13 protein-coding genes are annotated in these 16557 nt (G+C 72.8%); 5 read left to right on the plus strand and 8 right to left on the minus strand.

What is annotated here, in order from left to right:
- Positions 1-40: 40 nt before the first annotated feature.
- From BJ965_RS08815 to BJ965_RS08825, 3 genes are all read right to left on the minus strand, one after another.
- Positions 41-2581 carry a polynucleotide kinase-phosphatase gene (locus BJ965_RS08815; protein WP_184908166.1) on the minus strand — a complete coding sequence of 847 codons (2541 nt, stop codon included), beginning with the start codon at positions 2579-2581 and terminating at the stop codon, positions 41-43.
- A complete protein-coding gene (locus BJ965_RS08820) occupies positions 2578-4041 on the minus strand; it encodes a 3' terminal RNA ribose 2'-O-methyltransferase Hen1 (protein WP_184908167.1) in 1464 nt (487 codons plus the stop codon). Before BJ965_RS08820 ends, BJ965_RS08815 begins: the two co-directional genes overlap by 4 nt.
- Positions 4042-4195: 154 nt before the next feature.
- Positions 4196-5119, minus strand: coding sequence for an LLM class F420-dependent oxidoreductase (locus tag BJ965_RS08825; protein WP_184908168.1), 924 nt, complete (start codon positions 5117-5119; stop codon positions 4196-4198).
- Between the two features lie 241 nt (positions 5120-5360).
- On the opposite strand from BJ965_RS08825, the gene BJ965_RS08830 reads away from it, so the two are divergent.
- Positions 5361-5534: a hypothetical protein gene (locus tag BJ965_RS08830; RefSeq protein WP_184908169.1), complete on the plus strand. Its 174-nt coding sequence runs from the start codon at positions 5361-5363 to the stop codon at positions 5532-5534.
- 49 nt (positions 5535-5583) lie between these two features.
- Here the strand turns inward: BJ965_RS08830 and BJ965_RS08835 are convergent, their stop codons facing one another.
- From BJ965_RS08835 to BJ965_RS08850, 4 genes are all read right to left on the minus strand, one after another.
- On the minus strand, positions 5584-6054 hold the full coding sequence (locus BJ965_RS08835; RefSeq protein ID WP_184908170.1) for a DUF6099 family protein: 471 nt from the start codon (positions 6052-6054) through the stop codon (positions 5584-5586).
- Between the two features lie 210 nt (positions 6055-6264).
- Positions 6265-6588 (minus strand): nucleotide pyrophosphohydrolase, encoded by a 324-nt coding sequence (locus BJ965_RS08840; protein ID WP_184908171.1) that lies wholly within the window; start codon positions 6586-6588, stop codon positions 6265-6267.
- On the minus strand, positions 6581-7717 hold the full coding sequence (locus BJ965_RS08845) for an AAA family ATPase (RefSeq protein WP_184908172.1): 1137 nt from the start codon (positions 7715-7717) through the stop codon (positions 6581-6583). Before BJ965_RS08845 ends, BJ965_RS08840 begins: the two co-directional genes overlap by 8 nt.
- Positions 7718-7837: 120 nt before the next feature.
- Positions 7838-8233 (minus strand): cell division protein SepF, encoded by a 396-nt coding sequence (locus BJ965_RS08850; protein ID WP_030838486.1) that lies wholly within the window; start codon positions 8231-8233, stop codon positions 7838-7840.
- Positions 8234-8426: 193 nt separating this feature from the next.
- Between BJ965_RS08850 and BJ965_RS08855 the strand changes: the two genes are divergently transcribed.
- Complete coding sequence (locus BJ965_RS08855) at positions 8427-12488, plus strand: bifunctional nitrate reductase/sulfite reductase flavoprotein subunit alpha (RefSeq protein WP_184908173.1); 4062 nt, start codon at positions 8427-8429, stop codon at positions 12486-12488.
- Positions 12489-12804: 316 nt separating this feature from the next.
- On the opposite strand, the gene BJ965_RS08860 is transcribed toward BJ965_RS08855, so the two are convergent.
- A complete protein-coding gene (locus BJ965_RS08860; RefSeq protein ID WP_184908174.1) occupies positions 12805-13320 on the minus strand; it encodes a YceI family protein in 516 nt (171 codons plus the stop codon).
- A gap of 115 nt (positions 13321-13435) precedes the next feature.
- Between BJ965_RS08860 and BJ965_RS08865 the strand changes: the two genes are divergently transcribed.
- The 3 genes from BJ965_RS08865 to BJ965_RS08875 all read left to right on the plus strand — a co-directional run bounded on the left by BJ965_RS08865 (position 13436) and on the right by BJ965_RS08875 (position 16511).
- The gene (locus BJ965_RS08865) at positions 13436-13939 is read left to right on the plus strand and encodes a MarR family winged helix-turn-helix transcriptional regulator (RefSeq protein ID WP_184908175.1); all 504 of its coding nucleotides are present in this window, start codon (positions 13436-13438) and stop codon (positions 13937-13939) included.
- Positions 13940-14148: 209 nt separating this feature from the next.
- Positions 14149-15492 (plus strand): hemolysin family protein, encoded by a 1344-nt coding sequence (locus BJ965_RS08870; RefSeq protein WP_184908176.1) that lies wholly within the window; start codon positions 14149-14151, stop codon positions 15490-15492.
- Entirely contained in the window at positions 15489-16511 is a 1023-nt protein-coding gene (locus BJ965_RS08875; protein WP_184908177.1) for a hemolysin family protein, read from the plus strand. The genes BJ965_RS08870 and BJ965_RS08875 overlap by 4 nt, the downstream gene beginning before the upstream one ends.
- The last annotated feature ends 46 nt before the right edge of the window (positions 16512-16557 follow it).

Raw genomic sequence — 16557 nt, forward strand, 5'->3', positions numbered from 1 at the left:
GGCCTCCCGGAAGGCGAGGTCCTCCTCGAACCCCTCCGGTTCACAGCCGCGGATCGACCGGCTCCGACTCCAGCGCCAGCACCCCGAACACCGCCTCGTGCACCCGCCACAGCGGCTCGCCCTCGGCCAACCGGTCCAGCGCCTCCAGGCCCAGCGCGTACTCGCGGATCGCCAGGGACCGCTTGTGGTTGAGGAACCGCGAGCGCAGGCGGGCGAGGTTCTCCGGGCGGGTGTACTCCGGGCCGTAGATGATCCGGAGGTACTCGCGGCCGCGGCACTTGATGCCGGGCTGCACCAGGCGGCCCCGGCCGTCGCGGACGACCGCGCCGACCGGCTTGACGACCATGCCCTCGCCGCCGCGGCCGGTCATCTCCAGCCACCAGTCGACGCCGGCCTGCACCGACTCGGGGTCGGCGGTCTCGACGTAGAGGCGCCTGGTGGTCTGGAGCAGGCCGCTGCCATCGTGCTCGACGAGCCGGTCGAGCCGGGCGAGCTGCTCGTCGTGCGGCAGTCCGGCGAGGCTGCGCCCCTGGACCGCGAGGATCTGGAACGGTGCCAGGCGTACCCCGTCGAGGCCGTCCGTGGTCCAGCAGTAGCGGCGGTACGCCTCGGTGAACGCGGCCGCGTCGGTGGCGCGTTCACCGGTGCGGGTCAGCAGGCCCGCGACGTCCACGCCGCGTGCCGCCGCGCCCCGGAGGGCGCTCAAGGCCTGCGGGAGCACCGCGCCGGACGCAGCGCCGACGGCGGCGTACTGCGAGCGCAGCAGCCCGGACGCCTTCAGCGACCAGGGCATCAACTCGGCGTCCAGCAGCAGCCAGTCCGTCTCCAGCTCGTCCCAGAGGCCGGCCTCGCCGGCCGCCGTGCGCACCCGGTCGAGGATCTCCTCGGTGAGGGCGTCGTCGTCGAGGAACGGGCGGCCGGTGCGGGTGTAGAGCGATCCCGTGGGACCGTCCACGCCGAAGCGCTTGCGGGCCGCCTCCGCGTCGCGGCACACCAGGGCCACCGCCCGCGAGCCCATGTGCTTCTCCTCGCACACGACCCGGGCGACACCGTCGTCCTTGTACTGGGCGAAGGCCTCCTCAGGGTGCTCCAGGTAGCCCTCGACGTGACTCGTCGCCGTCGGGGCCATGGTCGGCGGGAGGTACGGCAGCAGCCGCGGGTCCACCGCGAAGCGGCTCATGACCTCCAGGGCCGCCGCCGCGTTCTCCTCGCGGATCGAGACGCGGCCCTGGTGCCGGGTCTCCACGACCCTGCGGCCCCGCACGTCCGCCAGGTCCAGCGGACGGCCGTCCTGCCCGCCGGGCGCCTCGGTGCGCAGCGGCCTCGCCGGCTCGTACCAGACCTGCTCCGCCGGGACGTCGGCCAGCTCGCGCTCCGGCCAGCGCAGCGCGGTGAGCTTGCCGCCGAAGACGGCGCCGGTGTCCAGGCAGATGGTGTTGTTGAGCCAGGTCGCCTCGGGGACCGGGGTGTGGCCGTAGACGACCGCGGCCCGGCCCCGGTAGTCCTCCGCCCACGGGTAGCGCACGGGCAGGCCGAACTCGTCGGTCTCCCCGGTGGTGTCGCCGTACAGGGCGTGGCTGCGGACCCGGCCGGAGGTGCGGCCGTGGTACTTCTCGGGCAGGCCGGCGTGGCAGACGACCAGCCGGCCGCCGTCGAGGACGTAGTGGCTGACGAGGCCGTCGAGGAACTCCCGTACCTCGGCGAGGAACTCCTCGCTCTCGCCCGCCATCTGCTCGATGGTCTCGGCGAGGCCGTGGGTGTGCTGGACCTTGCGGCCGCGCAGGTACCGGCCGTACTTGTTCTCGTGGTTGCCGGGCACGCACAGGGCGTTGCCGGACTTCACCATCGCCATGACGCGGCGCAGCACACCGGGGCTGTCCGGGCCGCGGTCGACCAGGTCGCCGACGAAGACGGCCGTGCGGCCCTCCGGGTGGACCCCGTCGACGTAGCCCAGCTTGCCGAGCAGGGCCTCCAGTTCGGCGGCGCAGCCGTGGATGTCACCGATGATGTCGAACGGGCCGGTGAGGTGGGTGAGGTCGTTGAAGCGCTTCTCGGTGACGACCGTGGCGTGCTCGACCTCGTCGACGCCGCGCAGGATGTGCACCTTGCGGAAGCCCTCGCGCTCCAGGTGCCGCAGCGAGCGGCGCAGTTCGCGGGTGTGGCGGTGGATGACCCGGCGGGGCATGTCGGCGCGGTCGGTGCGGGCCTCGTTGCGTTCGGCGCACACCTCCTCGGGCACGTCGAGCACGATCGCGATCGGCAGCACGTCGTACTGCTTGGCCAGGTCGATCAGCTGGCGGCGGGCATCGGACTGCACGCTGGTCGCGTCCACGACCGTGCGGCGGCCGGCGGCCAGGCGCTTGCCCGCGATGTAGTGCAGGACGTCGAAGGCGTCCTTGGTTGCGCTCTGGTCGTTCTCGTCGTCGGAGACGAGGCCGCGGCAGAAGTCGGAGGAGATGACCTCGGTGGGCTTGAAGTGCCGACGGGCGAAGGTGGACTTGCCGGAGCCGGTGGCCCCGACCAGCACCACCAGGGACAGGTCGGTGACGGGCAGCACGCGCCCCTGCTGTGCGTCGGTCATGCCGCCTTCGCCTCCTTCGGCGTGGTCAGGGTGAATACGGCCATCTGGGTGGGCGGCCCCACCTCGGGGTCGTCGGGGCCGACGGGCTCGAACGCGACGCCGTAGCCGTGCCGTTCGGCGACCGCCTCGGCCCAGGCGCGGAACTCGGCGCGAGTCCACTCGAAGCGGTGGTCGCCGTGCCGGACGTGACCGGCGGGGAGGGACTCCCAGCGCACGTTGTACTCGACGTTCGGGGTGGTCACGAGGACCGTCCTCGGACGCGCCGAACCGAACACCGCGTATTCCAGGGCGGGCAGCCGGGGCAGGTCGAGGTGCTCGATCACCTCGCTGAGCACGGCGGCGTCGTAGCCCTTGAGCCGGACGTCGGTGTACGCGAGGGAGCCCTGGAAGAGCTGGACGCGGGAGGCCTGCCGCTCGCCCATGCGGTCCAGCTTCAGCCGCCGGGAGGCGATGGTGAGCGCGCGCATGGACACGTCGACGCCGACGATCTCGGTGAAGGCCGGGTCCTTGAGCAGCGTCTGCACCAACTGGCCCTGCCCGCAGCCGAGATCGAGGACGCGGGCGGCTCCGGACTGCCTCAGCGCCGTGACGATCGCCTCGCGGCGCCGCACGGCCAGCGGGGTCGGCTTCTCCTCGGCCTCGGTCTCCGCCTCGACGGCGTTGTCGATCTCCTCGACCTCGCTGTCGTCGGTCTCGGCCAGCCGCACCAGCTCCAGCCGCTCGGTGGCCTGCCGGGTCAGCGCCCAGCGGCGCGACAGGTAGCGGCTGGTGATCAGCCGCTGCTCGGGGTGGCCGGGCAGCCAGCCCTCACCGGCGCGCAGCAGCTTGTCGACCTCGTCCGGGGCGACCCAGTAGTGCTTGGCGTCGTCGAGGACGGGGAGCAGGACGTAGAGGTGGCGCAGGGCCTCGGCGAGGGTGAGCGTGTCCGATTCCAGGGCCAGGCTCACGTAGCGCGAGTCGCCCCACGCGGGGAACTCGGCGTCCAGCGGCACGGGCTCGGCGGTGACCGTCCAGCCGAGCGGTTCGAAGAGCCCCCGTACGAGGTCGGGGCCGCCGCGGGCGGGCAGTGCGGGCACCTCGACGCGCAGCGGCCTGGCCTGGCCGGGGAGTTCGGGCCTGGCGTTGCAGACGCCCTTCATCGCGCTGGAGAAGACGCCGCTCAGCGCCACGGCGAGCAGCGAGGAGGCCGCGTAGGGGCGGTCGTTGACGTACTGCGCGAGTGCCGCGTCCGGTGCTCCGCCGCGGCCCTTGCCCTTGCCGCGCCTGACCAGTGCCACCGCGTCGACCTCCAGCAGCAGCGCCGCCGTGCAGCGCCCGGCTTCGGCCTCGGGGTAGAGGACGTGGGCCGTGCCGTAGGAGGTGGAGAACGCCTGCGCCTTGTCGGGATGCTTGTGCAGCAGGTAGCCGAGGTCGGTGGCGGGGCGTTCGGGGGTGCCGGTGGTGGTGATCGTCAGGAACATGCGGAGGGCCTCTCCGGCTGGGTGGACGTTGTCGCGCCGTACGTGCGAGAGCCCCCAGGAACGGTGATCCTGGGGGCTCGGCAGGACGACGTCCTCAGCTTCGCACACCTGTGCTCACCAGCGCCTTCGTTTATCGAGGGCGCTTCGGCGGGCCCTACGACAGCTGCGACTGCACCTGCGCGGAGATCAGCTCCAGGTGGTCGAGGTCGTCCAGGTCGAGGACTTGGAGGTAGATACGGCTCGAACCGGCCTCGGCGTAGCGGCCGATCTTGTCGACGACCTCCGCCGGGGAGCCGGCCAGGCCGTTGAGCTTCAGCTCGTCCACCTCGCGGCCGATCGCGGCGGCCCGGCGGGCGACCTCCGCCTCGTCCCGGCCGACGCAGACGACGAGGGCGTTGGAGTAGGTCAGGTCGTCGCCGCTGCGGCCCGCCTCCTCGGCGGCGGCGCGCACCCGGCCGAACTGACGCTCGCTGTCCTCGACGGAGGCGAAGGGCATGTTGAACTCGTCGGCGTACTGGGCGGCCAGCCGCGGGGTGCGGGACGGGCCGTGGCCGCCGACCAGCACGGGGATCTTCCGCTGCGCCGGCTTGGGCAGCGCGGGAGAGTCCGTGAGGTCGTAGTAGGTCCCGTGGAAGTCGAAGGTCTTGCCGGGGTCCGTCGCCCACAGACCGGTGACGATCTCCAGCTGCTCCTCGAGGCGGGCGAACTTCTCCTTGGGGAAGGGGATGCCGTAGGCCTTGTGCTCCTCCTCGAACCAGCCGGCGCCGAGGCCGAGCTCGACCCGGCCGCCGGACATCTGGTCGACCTGCGCGACCTGGATGGCGAGCACGCCCGGCAGCCGGAAGGTGCCGGCGGTCATCAGGGTGCCGAGCCGGATGCGCTTGGTCTCGCGGGCGAGTCCGGCCAGGGTGATCCAGGCGTCGGTGGGGCCGGGCAGACCGTCCACGGTGCCCATGCGGAGGTAGTGGTCGGAACGGAAGAAGGCGTCGAAGCCGAGGTCCTCGGTGGCCTTGGCCACGGCGAGCAGAGTGTCGTAGGTGGCCCCCTGCTGGGGCTCGGTGAAGATGCGAAGATCCATGCCCTCCATCCTGCACCGCCCCGGCGGACGATCACGAGATCGGTCCCCCCGTCCACGCCGGTCCCCGGTCGGGTGAAATTACGTCAATACCGCAGCCGCCGCCCGGCCCGGCCAGTGACCGGCCCCGATGGTGATCGTTGGCTCGGGCGGAGCCGGAGCCCCCGGCTTCCGCTCCGGGGGGGGACCGCCGGGGCGTCACCCGCGTCGGCCTCCCCGGGGGCCGGGGGCCGAGGAGGCCGTCATGTCCGAAGAGACCGTGCCGCAGCAGGGCGGGACCGGGCAGCCGAAAGGGCTGTTGCAGCAGATGGAGGAGCTGATGGCGGCGTTGAACGCGGATCTGTCGGCGTTGGACGCGGATCTTCAGGCGGCGGGGGACTGCGAACGCGGGGTCGTCGAGGAGGGGCGGGCGGGTTAGGGGGGAGTGGTTCCGGCTCGGGCGGGTCAGGGGCTCTCCCCGCCCCGCCTCACCCCGCCTCCCTCTCCGGCAGCGTCAGTTCCCGGTCCGCGAGTCTGCGGAGCATCTCCAGGACGCGGTCGCGGGACTCGTCCGCCGCGTCGATGGCCTCCATGCACTGCCAGTACGTACCTTCGTCGCCGGCGGCGCTGGCCAGGGCGACCAGGGCGATGCCGACCTCGCCGAGGAGGCCGCCGAGGTACATCAGGGTGTGGCGGGCGTCGCCCAACTCGGTGAGCTGGCCCGCCCGCAGCTCACCGGGGCCCAGTTCGGGCGGGTCGAGGACACCGCAGCCGCGGCCCGCCAGCTCCGTCAACCCCAGTGCCTCGCCGCGCAGTTCGGGTGGTCCGGTGACCGCGAGGCGGCTGCCTATGGCCTGCGCGAGGGCCTGCGCCTGCCACACCTCGGCCAGGGTCTCCCGCGCGTCGCCGCCCGCCGCCAGGCACCGCCTGCTCGTCACGATGAGCCGCACCGCGTCCATGCGCTGCCCCCGTCTTGTCCGACGCGCTGCGCGCGTCCGTCTGCCCGCACTCCCTTGTTCACTACCCAGAGTGAAGGGGTGTGAGACGAAAAGCCAGAGGAAGGCGGAAAATTGCGGACAACGATTGGGATTCAGGCTGCGATTTGACTACGTAGCGTACAAGTGGATTCGCGTGCTCCGTGCGATGGAGTCAGTGGGAGGGGCGGGCCGCTAGATCGGGAACCTCCGTTCGTTCCGGTCGATCTTCGCGTTCAGCGCGGCCAGCGGGTCGATGCCGAGCACCTCACACAGCTGGAGCAGATACGCCAGCACGTCGGCCACCTCGTCGGTGACGCGGTGCGCGGTGTCCGGGTCGGCCATGACCCGGGCCGACTCCTCGGGCGTCAACCACTGGAAGATCTCGACCAGTTCGGAGGCCTCCACGCTGAGCGCGGCGACCAGGTTCTTGGGGGTGTGGTACTGCTGCCAGTTCCGCGCGGCCGCGAAATCGGCCAGGCGCCGTTGCAGTCCGGCCACGTCCAGGGGATCAGTCACGGTCCAGGTGTACCACCGTGGCTCCCTCCGTCCCGGCGGCCCAGGAGCCGTCGCTGACCGCGCCGACCAGCCGGATGTGCCCCCGCTCGCACATCCGGGCAGCCAGCCGCAGCAGTTCCAGCCGCTGCCGTCCGTCCAGGCCCCGGTCGAAGCCGTCGGCGAGGACCGTGAGCGTCTGGAGCGCGGCGGGGACCTCGCCGGCCGGGTCGACCTCCAGCACGCCCGGCCCGGTGAGCAACACCAACGCGAGGGCCAGATAGCGCAGTTCGCCGTCGCCGAGCCGGCGCAGGTCCGTGCGGACGCCGTCGCCCCGGTCGAGCGCGGCGCGGATCGTCCCCGTGGTGTCCTCGGCCCGGGCGAGCACGTCCGCCACCGGCCCGGCGCAGCCGGCTCGCACCGCCGCCACGAACTGCGCGTGCCGCCGCGCGCACTCGGCGCGGGTGCGCCACAGCACGTCGGCGAGATTGCCGCAGCCGCCGAGCAGATGGCCGGAACCGGCCGCCACGGGCCCGCGCATGCGGGCGGGCTCGGGGTCGCAGGCGAAGGCCGAGCGCAGGGCGACGACCATCTGCTCGGCCGCCGCCAGCACCCTGCGCTGCCCGGGTGTCCCGCCCGCCACGCGCAGCGGCAGCAGGGCGGTGCCGAGCCGGTCGTCCGGGAGCGGGCCCCGGGTCACGGGCGTCGGCCCGGCCGTGTGCCAGGCGGCCTGCACGGCGCGTTTGCCCGGGTCGCGCAGGGCGGTCTCCAGGAGGACCAGTCCGCCGGCCGTCAACCGCTCCCCCACGACGCGCAGTTCGGGCTCGGCCTGTACGGCCATGTCGAGCCGGACCGGGCCCGCGGGGCCGTCGGCCGTGCAGCCGATGCGGAAGCCGCGGCGGCGCTGCGCGTCGGGCCGGGCCCGCTCCGGTACGCAGGCGACGGGGTCGGGGAAGGCCTCGCCGAGCTCCGCGCCTCCCCCGAGCCGGGCGAGGGCCAGGTACGCCCGCAGGGCGCTGGTCTTGCCGCAGCCGCTGGGGCCGGCGAGGAGGGTGAGGGGCCCGAGCGGGAACGCGGCGCGGCGGTGGGTGGTGAAGGCGGACAGCCGCAGTTCGGTGATGCGGGGGCGGTCGGGGAGGGCGGGCTGGGTCATGTCCGGACGGTAGGCCTCCGCCGGCAGGACGAACCGTTCCGTCTCCGGGGGTTTCCTACGAACGAGCTACGGTCACGTCCACGGTCACGTCCGCGGTCACACCTACGGTCCCGCCCACGATCACACCCCGGGGAGGCCCGCTCCCTCCATCAGCCCGGTCACCTCGGTTCCCGCCGGTGTCAGCAGGAACACGTTGCGGTCCACCCGGTGCATCCCGCTCGCCAGGCCGAAGACGACACCCGTGCTGAAGTCGAGGACGCGCTTGGCGACCTCGGTCTCCGCGCCGGTGAGGTCGAGGAGGACGGGGACGCCCGCCATCAGCCGCTCGGCGACGTCCCGGGCGTCGGCGAAGACGTTCACGCGCAGGACGACGAAACGGCGGCGGGTCTCCGTCTCGGCCTCGGGTATGGACCGGTGGCCGACGGCGGACGGCCAGGCGTCCCGGCCCCGCAGCGGTACGACCTGGGCGAGCCCCTCCCACTGTTCGTCGGTGACATCGTGGCTGTTCACCGGCATGCTCCGTCCTGGGTCGCGCTCGCTGTCTGCATCGGGCAATTCTTGCGCAGAGTCACCCGTTCGGCCCAACAGCGACACGCTCCGCGACCTCATTGCACCTCACATCGGCCGGAAGGCGGCTGTGTGACGGGCGTAACGCCCGATGATCAAGCCGTGTGACAGAGGCGTAACGGGCGATTCGTACCGTCGGGGCATGAACTCGACCCCCGGAAGCCGGCCGGACACGCGGCAGGTGCGCACCGTCTGCTCGTACTGCGGGGTCGGCTGCGGTCTCGTGCTCGACGTGGGGGCGGGCCCGGACGGGCGGCGCACGGTGCTGAAGGCGTCCGGTGACAAGGCGCATCCGGCGAACGCGGGGCGGTTGTGCACCAAGGGCGCGACCACCGCCGACATGCTGGCCGCACCCGGGCGGCTGGCCACCGCGCTGGTGCGGGACGACCGGGGCGAGGAGGCGGCCCCGGTGCCGGTGGCCGACGCCATCGCCGAGACGGCGGCGCGGCTGCGGGCGATCGTCGACGAGCACGGGCCGGACGCGGTGGCCTTCTACGTCTCCGGGCAGATGAGCCTCGAGGCGCAGTATCTGGCGAACAAGCTGGCCAAGGGTTTCGTGGGGACGAACCGGATCGAGTCGAACTCGCGGCTGTGCATGGCGAGCGCGGGCACCGGCTACAAGCTGTCCCTGGGTGCGGACGGGCCGCCCGGTTCGTACGAGGACTTCGACCGGGCGGACGCCTTTCTCGTCATCGGGTCGAACATGGCCGACTGCCATCCGATTCTCTTCCTGCGGATGATGGAGCGGGTCAAGGCGGGCGCCAGGCTGATCGTCGTCGATCCGCGGCGGACCGCGACCGCCGCCAAGGCCGATCTGTTCCTCCAGGTCAGGCCGGGCACCGACCTCGCGCTGCTGAACGGCCTGCTGCGGCTGCTGCACGAGGGCGGCCACGTGGACGAGGAGTTCGTCGCCGCGCACACCGAGGGCTGGGAGGCGCTGCCCGGGTTCCTCGCCGACTACGCCCCGGACGCGGTCGCGGAGATCACCGGGATCGCGGAGGCCGATCTGCGGGAGGCCGCACGGATCCTCGGCGCGGCGGGCGACCGGTGGATGAGCTGCTGGACCATGGGCCTGAACCAGTCCACGCACGGCACCTGGAACACCAACGCCCTGGTCAATCTGCATCTGGCGACGGGGGCGATCTGCCGTCCGGGCGCCGGGCCGTTCTCCCTGACCGGGCAGCCCAACGCCATGGGCGGGCGCGAGATGGGCTACATGGGGCCGGGGCTGCCGGGGCAGCGGTCGGTCCTCGTCGACGAGGAGCGGGCGTTCACCGAGGAGGTGTGGGAGCTGCCGCCGGGCACGCTGCGGGCCGACGGGTCCGGGCAGGGCACCGTCGACATGTTCCGGCGGATGGCCGACCGGGAGATCAAGGCCTGCTGGATCATCTGCACCAACCCGGTCGCCTCGGTCGCCAACCGCCGGACGGTCATCGAGGGGCTGGAGGCCGCCGAGTTCGTCGTCACGCAGGACGTGTTCGCCGACACCGAGACGAACGCGTACGCAGACGTCGTCCTGCCCGGCGCGATGTGGACCGAGGCGGAGGGCGTCTTCGTCAACAGCGAGCGCAACCTCACCCTGGCCCCGGCCGCCGCGGACCCGCCCGGGGAGGCGATGGCCGACTGGCGGATCATCGCGGAGGTGGCGTGCGCGATGGGGTACGAGAAGGGCTTCTCGTACGACGGCGCCGAGCAGGTCTTCGAGGAGATCCGGCGGTTCTTCAACCCCAGGACGGGGTGGGATCTGCGCGGGGTCACGTACGAACGGCTGCGGGGGACACCCGTGCAGTGGCCGGCCGCCAGGGAGGACGGGCCGGAGCGCAATCCGGTCCGGTACGTGGGGGACGAGGGGCTGCGTTTTCCGACGGCTTCCGGGCGGGCGGTGTTCTTCGCTCGGCCGCATCTGCCCGCCGCCGAGATGCCGGACGACGACTATCCGTTCGTGCTGAACACCGGTCGGGTGCAGCACCAGTGGCACACGCTCACCAAGACGGGGAAGGTCGCCAAGCTCACCAAGCTGAATCCGGGGCCGTTCGTGGAGCTGCACCCCGAGGACGCCTCGGCGCTCGGGGCTGTCGACGGCGATCTCGTGGAGGTGGCCTCCCGGCGCGGGCGGGCCGTGCTGCCGGCGGTGGTGACCGACCGGGTGCGGCCGGGCGGCTGCTTCGCGCCGTTCCACTGGAACGACCTGTTCGGGGAGTACCTGAGCATCAACGCGGTGACGAGCGACGCGGTGGATCCGCTGTCGTTCCAGCCGGAGTTCAAGGTGTGCGCGGTGTCGCTGGCGAAGGTGGCGTCTCCGTCGCCCGCGTCGCCCGCGACGGTGGCTCCCCCGGTGCCCTCGCCGGAGGCACCGGCCCTGATTCCCACGACCGTGACGCCGGGCGGCGCCGATCCCTTCGGTATCGAACCCTCCCCTCCCCCGGTGCTCTCCGCCCAGGAGCGCCAGTACCTGACCGGCTTCCTCGCGGGCCTCGGCTCGGGCGCCCCCGGGGTGCCGGTGCTGCCGCCCGACGCGCCCTTCTCGCCCGAGCACGCGCTCTGGGTGAACGGGGTCCTGGCCGGCATGTACTCACGGACCGGGGCGGCCGTGCCGCAGGACCGGCCCGCGGGGCGGGAGATCGTCGTGCTGTGGGCCTCGCAGACCGGGAACGCGGAGGAGTTCGCCACGGCCACCGCCGAACGGCTGGCCTCGACCGGGCACCGTGCGACGCTCGTCGGCATGGACGACGCCGATGTCGGCACGCTCTCCCGCACGGCGGACCTGCTGTTCATCACCAGCACGTTCGGGGACGGCGACGCGCCCGACAACGGCTCCGGCTTCTGGGACGCGCTCTCCGGTGAGCGGGCCCCGCGGCTGGACGGGGTGCGGTACGCCGTGCTGGCCTTCGGCGACTCCTCGTACGACGACTTCTGCGGGCACGGGCGGCGGCTGGACGAGCGGCTCGACGAACTGGGCGGGGTGCGGCTGGCCCCGCGCACGGACTGTGAGCCGGACTTCGAGCCGTCCGCCGGGGAGTGGCTCGACCAGGTGCTGTCGGCACTCGGTGAGCGGTCCGCCGCCCCGGCCGGAAAGCCCAGGGCGAAGTCCAAGCCCGTCGCCACCGCCCGGCTGGTCGGCAACCGGCTGCTCAGCAGGGACGGTGCGGGCAAGGAGGTCAGGCGGTTCACCTTCGACACGAGCGGGACCGACCTGGCATACGAGGCCGGGGACGCGCTCGGGGTGCGGCCGGTCAACGCCCCCTCCCTGGTGGCGGAGTGGCTCGCGGTGACCGGGGTGGACGCCGGGTCGGCCGTGACGGTCGACGGTGTCGGCGAGGTGCCGTTCGGCGAGGCGCTGCACCGGCATCTCGACATCACCGGGATCACCCCCGACCTGCTGCGCTTCGTCGCCGAACGCGCCCGGGACAAGCACGAGTTGCGCAGACTGCTGCGGCCCGACAACAAGGACGGGCTGGCGCAGTGGAGCTGGGGGCGGCAGGCCGTGGACGTGCTCGCCGAGTACGCGGTGCGGGCGGGCGCCGAGGAGTGGGCCGGGGTGCTGCGCAGGCTCCAGCCGCGGCTGTACTCCATATCGTCCAGCCCGCTGGTCGATCCGCGCCGGGTGTCGCTGACGGTGTCCGTGGTGCGGTACGAGAACCTGCACGGCCGGGCACGCGGCGGGGTCTGCTCGCCGTACCTCGCGGACGCCGCACCGGACACCGAGGTGCCGGTGTTCGTGCAGCGTTCGCCGCACTTCCGGCCCCCGGCCGACGCGTCGACGCCGATGGTCATGGTCGGCCCGGGCACCGGTGTGGCGCCCTTCGTCGGGTTCCTGGAGGAGCGGCGGGCGCTCGGCCACCGGGGCCCCAACTGGCTGTTCTTCGGGGAGCAGCACCGGGCGACGGACTTCTACTACGAGGACGAGCTGACGGCGCTGCTCGACGAGGGCACCCTCACGCGGCTGGACACCGCCTTCTCCCGGGACCAGCGCAACAAGGTGTACGTGCAGGACCGGATGCGCGAGCACGGGCCGGAGCTGTGGCACTGGCTGTGCGACGGGGCCCGCTTCTACGTGTGCGGCGACGCCTCCCGGATGGCGAAGGACGTGGACCGGGCGCTGAGGGACGTGGTGATGGCGCACGGCGGGCTGGGCGAGGCGGAGGCCGCCGCGTTCGTGAAGCAACTCGCGGCGGACAAGCGGTACGTCCGGGACGTGTACTGAGCCCAGGGGATACGGGTGTCGGGGCCCCTTACCGGGGTCACACCGGAATCTTCACCTCCGTCCGGGTCCCGCTCACCGGCGGCGGACAGCGTCCTTCGGCGTGTACTCGGCAGAAGCCACGCTGGTGGTGCCCGGCCCGCGCACGGCAGCGCCCAGCCACGAACTCCGGCCGTCCGCGGGCAGGTTCCCGCCGCCCCGGCCGGGGCCCGGATCCGCCTGCGCGCGTTCACGGCGTCGCCGCAGACCCTGTCGAGCGCGGATGTGCAGGAGGCGGTGCGCGGGGCTCGCTGACGACGGTGCCGGGGAGCCGGGGGCGTCAGGCCGCGGCCCTGGTGAAGCGGAGCGTGGCGGTGACCGTGGTGCGGCCGCGGATCATGCCCAGCTGGTTCCAGCCCATGCCGAACTGCTCGCGGTCCACGGTGAACTCGGTGTCCAGGGTGAGGCCCGTGGTGTCCCGGTCCGTCACGCGCGCGGTCAGGGACAGCGGCCTGCTGATGCCGCGCACGGTCAGCCGGCCGACGACGTGCACCTGGTCCCCGTCGCGGAGCTCGGCGCTGTGGGCCACGAAGGTGATCTCGGGGTGGTGGCCGGCGTCGAAGAAGTGCTCGGACCCGAGGTGGGTGTCGCGCTTGGCGTTCCCGGTGTCCAGGGAGGCGGCGTCGAAGGTCAGGGTACCGACGGCGGATCCGTCGGGCCGGACCTCGCCGGTGCCGCCGACGGCACCGAAGGCCCCCTTCACGGTGACCAGGCCCCACATCGTCTTGTGCCGGATGCCGACGGTCGAGGCGGTCGCGTCGAGCTGCCACTGTCCGGTTTCCACGGTGACGGTCATGATCGTTCTCCCTGCCAAGTCGTTCAATTTTGGATGACTGGGCGGCACGCTAGCGCCTCATCCAAAATTGGACAACCCCGTTCTCCAAATTTGGACGACAGGTAGACTCGACGGCATGGCCGACCCCGAGGAGCACCCCACCGACCAGCCCGGATGCCCGTCCCCCGACGGTGGCGGGCTGCTGCCCGCGGAGTTGCGCGCCTGGATGCTGCTGCTGGCCGCGACGGGAGCGGTGGAGCAGCGGCTGCGCGCGGTCGTGAAGGAGAGGCTCGACGTCTCGCACGACGAGTTCCTCGTCCTGTGCCTGCTCGCGGAGCAGCCCGAGGGCGGCCTGCGCATGACACGCGTCGCGGAGCTCCTGGGCCGCCCCAAGACCCGCCTCACCTACCAGATCGCCTGCCTGCAACACGCCGGGCTCGTCACCCGCAGGTCGGTCTGCGGCGACAGGCGCGGCGTCGAGGTCGCCCTCACGGACAAGGCCCGCGACCTGTTCAAGGAGGCCTCGGCCCCGCTCGCCGCCACGGTGACCGAGTCCCTGGCGCGCTTCATGGGACCGGACCAGTGCGCGGCGATGCGGGGGCTGGTGCCCGATCTGGCGGAGGACGCGCCCGCCGAGTGAGCCGGGCGGGCCGCCGTTGATGCCGGGCGGCTTCATCTACACGGCCGTAGAATCCGGGAACACCGGCGCGACGACGAGCGTTGTGCCGGAGACACACCAGATCTAAGGAGCACGTTGTTGTCCGCCAGACCGACGGACCCTCCGGGGCACAGTCCCCGACCATCCCGCCACGAGACGAGTGATCGCGGCACACGGCGGGGTGGTGTTCGATGAGTGCCGCCGAGGCCCTGCTGGGCCTGCTCGCCGTGTTCGTGCTGACCGCGGGCACCGGCTACTTCGTCGCCCAGGAGTTCGCCTACGTCTCCGCCGACCGGCTGACCCTCGCGCGTGAGGCCGAAGCCGGGGACCGCCGGGCGGCTCGTGCCCTCAGGGTGCTGGAGCGGCTGTCGTTCATGCTGTCCGGCGCGCAGCTCGGCATCACCGTCACCGGGCTGGTCGTCGGCTTCATCGCCGAACCCTCGGTGTCCGCGCTGCTCCGGCCCGCCCTGACGGGGATCGGCCTGCCCGACACGGCCGTCGGCGGCATCGCCGTCGTACTCGCCTTCGTGCTGGCCACGGTCGTGCAGATGGTGCTGGGCGAACTCGCCCCGAAGAACCTCGCGATCGCCGTGCCCGAGCGGCTGGCGAAGGCGCTCGCCCCGTCCACGCTCGCGTATCTGAAAGTCGTCGGCCCCGTCGTACGGATCTTCGACAGTGCGGCCAACCGGCTGCTGCGCAGGGCCGGGATCGAGCCCGTCGAGGAGCTGCACCACGGCGCCACGCTGGAGGAGCTCGGCCATCTGATCGGCGAGTCCCACGAGCAGGGTGAGCTGCCCGGGGGGACCGCCGCGCTGCTGGACCACGCGCTGGAGTTCTCCGAGCGCGCCCTGGACGAGGTGATGGTGCCGCGTGCCGACGCCGTGTTCGTCCGCAAGGACGCCGGCGCCGAGGAGGCGGTCGGTCTGATCGCCCGGTACGGCCACTCCAACTACCCGGTGCTCGGCGACCATCCGGACGACATCGTGGGCGTGCTGGGCGTGCGCGAGCTGATGGCGCTGCCCGCAGACCGCCTGGCGGGCGCACGGGCCGGTGAGGTGGCCCGGAGACCGCTGCTGCTGCCGGACACACTCGCGCTGCCCGACGCGGTGACGCGGATGCGGGAGCAGGACGACGAGTTCGCGGTCGTCCTCGACGAGCACGGCGGCGTGGCGGGCATCGTCACGTACGAGGACATCGCGGAGGAACTGGTCGGTGACATCGCCGACGAGTCCGACAAGGTCACCCTGCTCGCCGTCGCGGACGGCGACGGCTGGCTGGTGGACGCCGGCCGCCGGGTGGACGAGGTGACCGAGGCGACCGGTGTCCGGCTGCCGGAGGGCGACGACTACGACACCGTGGCCGGCCTGGTCGTGGACCGGCTCGGCCGCTTCCCGACGGTCGGCGACCGGGTCACGGTCGAGCTGCCCGGCGGCGGGCATGCCGTGATCGACGTCCGGACGCTGGACCGGCACGTGGCCGACCGCGTCCGGATCAGTCCGCTGGTGGAGGCCGTGGAAACCGAGGAGATGGCGTGAGTTTCCCGATGGCGGTCTTCGTGACCGTGCTGCTGCTGATCGGCAGCGGCTTCTTCGTGGCGGCGGAGTTCGCTCTGGTCGCCGCCAAACGGCACCGCATGGAGAAGGCGGCGGCCGAGGGACGGCGCGGCGCCGGGGCGGCCCTGGCCGGGATGCGCGAGCTGTCGCTGATGCTGGCCGGCGCCCAGCTGGGCATCACCGTGTGCACGCTGGGCCTGGGCTCGGTGTCCAAGCCGGCGATCTCGCACGAACTCGACCCGCTGCTGCACACGCTGGGCCTGCCCAGCGCCGTGAGCTACGGCGTGGCCTTCGCCGTGGCGATGGTCGTGGTGGTCTTCCTGCACATGGTCGTCGGCGAGATGGCGCCCAAGTCCTGGGCGATCGCCCACCCGGAGCGTTCGGCGATGCTGCTGTCGCCGCCCTTCCGGGCCGTGGTGCGGGCCGTACGTCCGCTGATCCGGCTGCTCAACCGGGTCAGCAACGCCCTGGTACGGCTGTGCCGGGTGTCCCCGCGCGACGAGCTGGCCTCCGTGCACAACCGGGAGCAGCTGACGCACCTGGTGGAGGAGTCGGAGCGGCTGGGCCTGATCAGCGCGACCGACTCGGAGCTGCTGACCCGCTCACTGACCGAGCCGGAGACGCCGGCCGCGGCGCTGCGGATCCCGGCCGACGAGATCACCTGGGTCGAGGGCGGGGCGGATCTCGACGCGCTGCTGCGCTTCGCCGCCGAGCACGACCGCACCCGGCTGCTGGTCCGGGAGAACGGCACGGTCCTCGGTTCCGTGCACGCCCGGGACGCCCTGGTGGCCCGGGCCCGGGGCCGGGCCACGACCGCGCGGGACCTCGCCCGGCCGGTGCCGGAACTGGCGGAGACCGCCACGGTCGCCGACGCGATCGAGCTGCTCCGCCGCCGCCGGTCGTCCCTGGCCGTGATCCGCGACGACTCCGGCCGGCTCACCGGCCTGGTCACCCTGGACGACCTGCTGGCCCGTCTGATGCAGCCGGCCACGGCGGCCTGACGGGGCCGGGACGGGGCGGGGCGGCCGGGCGGCACCGTGCCCGTCC

Origin of the sequence: Streptomyces luteogriseus (assembly GCF_014205055.1) — a bacterium.
Classification (GTDB): Bacteria; Actinomycetota; Actinomycetes; order Streptomycetales; family Streptomycetaceae; genus Streptomyces; species Streptomyces luteogriseus.

Bases quoted from the DNA above. Each gene is read 5' to 3' on its own strand.
- BJ965_RS08815 (WP_184908166.1), bottom strand. From the start codon at position 2,581: ATGACCGACGCACAGCAGGGGCGCGTGCTGCCCGTCACCGACCTGTCC.
- BJ965_RS08820 (WP_184908167.1), bottom strand. From the start codon at position 4,041: ATGTTCCTGACGATCACCACCACCGGCACCCCCGAACGCCCCGCCACC.
- BJ965_RS08825 (WP_184908168.1), bottom strand. From the start codon at position 5,119: ATGGATCTTCGCATCTTCACCGAGCCCCAGCAGGGGGCCACCTACGAC.
- BJ965_RS08830 (WP_184908169.1), top strand. From the start codon at position 5,361: ATGTCCGAAGAGACCGTGCCGCAGCAGGGCGGGACCGGGCAGCCGAAA.
- BJ965_RS08835 (WP_184908170.1), bottom strand. From the start codon at position 6,054: ATGGACGCGGTGCGGCTCATCGTGACGAGCAGGCGGTGCCTGGCGGCG.
- BJ965_RS08845 (WP_184908172.1), bottom strand. From the start codon at position 7,717: ATGACCCAGCCCGCCCTCCCCGACCGCCCCCGCATCACCGAACTGCGG.
- BJ965_RS08850 (WP_030838486.1), bottom strand. From the start codon at position 8,233: ATGCCGGTGAACAGCCACGATGTCACCGACGAACAGTGGGAGGGGCTC.
- BJ965_RS08855 (WP_184908173.1), top strand. From the start codon at position 8,427: ATGAACTCGACCCCCGGAAGCCGGCCGGACACGCGGCAGGTGCGCACC.
- BJ965_RS08860 (WP_184908174.1), bottom strand. From the start codon at position 13,320: ATGACCGTCACCGTGGAAACCGGACAGTGGCAGCTCGACGCGACCGCC.
- BJ965_RS08865 (WP_184908175.1), top strand. From the start codon at position 13,436: ATGGCCGACCCCGAGGAGCACCCCACCGACCAGCCCGGATGCCCGTCC.
- BJ965_RS08870 (WP_184908176.1), top strand. From the start codon at position 14,149: ATGAGTGCCGCCGAGGCCCTGCTGGGCCTGCTCGCCGTGTTCGTGCTG.